At 74.5% G+C, this 1,820-nt stretch carries 1 pseudogene; it reads left to right on the top strand.

The annotated features are described in order from the left end of the window. Nucleotides 1-521: 521 nt before the first annotated feature. A pseudogene (locus KUM38_RS27405) lies at nt 522-1,820 on the top strand (hypothetical protein); the annotation flags it as partial.

The raw sequence follows: 1,820 nt of genomic DNA, 5'->3' as shown, positions 1-1,820 counted from the left end.
AGACGGCGGGTCAGGCGGGTTTGTCGGCGGTGACGGTGACGTTGGTGCTGGTGGGTGCGGTGGGGGTGGGCAAGGGGTTGCACAAGTGGGTGTTCGTTCCGGGTGACGGCGGCTATGCCTCCGTTCGCGACGGTGTCGGTGCGGGTGCCGGTGCCGGTGCCGGTGCTGTGGGTGGGGTGAACGGGTTGGGGGTGCTGGAGGGGTTGCCGGGTGTGGGTGCGGGGCTGGAGCCGGCCGTGGCGGCCGGGTCCCTGCCCCCTTCCGCCGTGGCGGCCGGGTCCCTGCCGCCTGCCGTCAGCCCCCTTCCCCCTTCCAGCGTGGCTGCCGGTGTTCTTCCGTCCTCCGCCGTCAGTGGCCTCCCACTCTCCGCGGCACTTCCCGGGACGCCGCCCGCCGGGACCGCACCGTTCCCGGCGTCCACGCCCGCCGTGCCCGCTCCGGTACCGGGCGCCGCCCCGGTGTCGACGCCGGTGTCGTCGGCGGTGCCGGTGGCACCGGTTGCCGGTTCTGTGTCACGGGCGGTGAGTGACACCGGTGTGGTGCCGGGGACACGGCCCGACGTGACGTCCGGTCAGGCGTCCATCGGCCGGGCGGCGGCGGACACCGGTGCCGGGGAGGGTGGGGTGGCCGGCGGGGCCGATCGCGCGCCGACGGCGGAGACCGGCTTCTCCTTCACCGACTCCTCTTTCGCCGGTTCCTCGTACGGCGACGACGAGTCCGATGTTTCGGCGGTGTGGGACAGCGACGGTGAGGATGCGGCATCGGTGACTTCCGGGGACACCGACTATTCCGAGCCGGGGCGTTCGGCCACCGCGCCGGACGTCTTCGCCGCTCTCACCGGCGACGGTGTTCCCGTCGGCGGCCGGGAAGGGGTCGCCGCGCCGGCCGCCGGGCCGGCACCGGGGGATACGGGGTTCGATGCGGTCGCCCTGCCGGTGCCGTCCGCCGCGCTCTCGCCGGACCTTCCCGCCGGGAACGGGAGTTCGTCCCCGGCGGGTTTCCGGGGTGCCGTGCCGTCTTCGGCTGCCTCGCCCGACGTGGTGGCCGGGCCGGCCGGTGGCGGGGTTGTTCCGGTTCTCTCCTCCGACGCGCCCTCTGTCCAGGCGGTCTCCTCTGCCGGGTCCTCTGCGCAGGCGCCGTCCACCGGCGCAGTCACCGCCGGCACGCTTCCCGCCGACGTGTCTTCGTCCGACGCGCCCACCGTCCAGGCGCCCTCGTCCGACGGGCCGTCCGTCGGTGCTTCCCCGGCGCCCACCCCGTCGTCCAACGCGCCTGCCGCGCCTGCCGTGCCCGTCGTGTCGTCGCTGGTGCCACCGCCCGCCCAGGTGCCGTCATCGGCGGAGGAGTCGGTGTTCGCGGCGTTGACCGGTGGTGAGGTGCTGCTTTCGACACCGTTGCCGGGCAGGAACGGCGCCGGGACGGGTGGTGGGCGGGCGTGGTTCTCCGAGCAGGACATGGAACGCCGGCGGGAGCATTACCGGCATCTGCCTGCGGTGCGGCACCAGGTGATCTGGGATCCGGTGGAGGGCCGGGAGGGGCCGCTGGAGGAACTGGAGGGGCCGGAGGCGGATTACACCGTCGCCCTGCACATCGGTCCGCGGGGTGTGGAACTGCCGTTGCCCGATGGCCGGACCGGGCTGACCGACGGACGCGGCCTGGGCCGGCTGCTGCGGCATCGGCCGAGTCTGGTGCGGTTGGGGCCTGGTGCCCGGGTGCGGTTGCTGGCCTGTGGTGGCGGGGCGCGGCCGGAGGGGGGAGATCCGCTGGAGCGGGTGCCGTTCGGGCAGGACGTGGCCACCGAGACCGGCAAGGTGATAGAC

Origin of the sequence: Streptomyces sp. AC558_RSS880, assembly GCF_019049255.1 — a bacterium.
Taxonomy (GTDB): Bacteria; Actinomycetota; Actinomycetes; order Streptomycetales; family Streptomycetaceae; genus Streptomyces.
This window is presented reverse-complemented; position numbering and strand designations above follow the sequence as displayed.